Annotated in this window: 1 pseudogene; it reads left to right on the forward strand. The window is 64.6% G+C overall.

What is annotated here, in order from left to right:
- Nucleotides 1-237 (forward strand): annotated as a pseudogene (locus tag ACQG3P_RS23340) (transcription antitermination factor NusB); the annotation flags it as partial.

Raw genomic sequence — 237 nt, forward strand, 5'->3', positions numbered from 1 at the left:
TCGCTGGTGAGCGGCGTGCTCGACCACCGCAAGGACCTCGACGAGGCGCTGGATCCGTTCGTGGACCGCGGCAGCGAGGAAGTGGACGCCATCGAGCGTGCCGCGCTGCGCGTGGCCGCGTTCGAGCTGCGCTACCGCTTGGACGTGCCGTACCGCGTGGTGATCAACTAAGCGATCGAATAGACCTAGAAGTTTGGTTCCGAACACGGCCACACGTACGTCAACGGCGTGCTGGAT

Source organism: Stenotrophomonas sp. SrG, assembly GCF_050031795.1.
GTDB lineage: Bacteria > Pseudomonadota > Gammaproteobacteria > Xanthomonadales > Xanthomonadaceae > Stenotrophomonas > Stenotrophomonas rhizophila_A.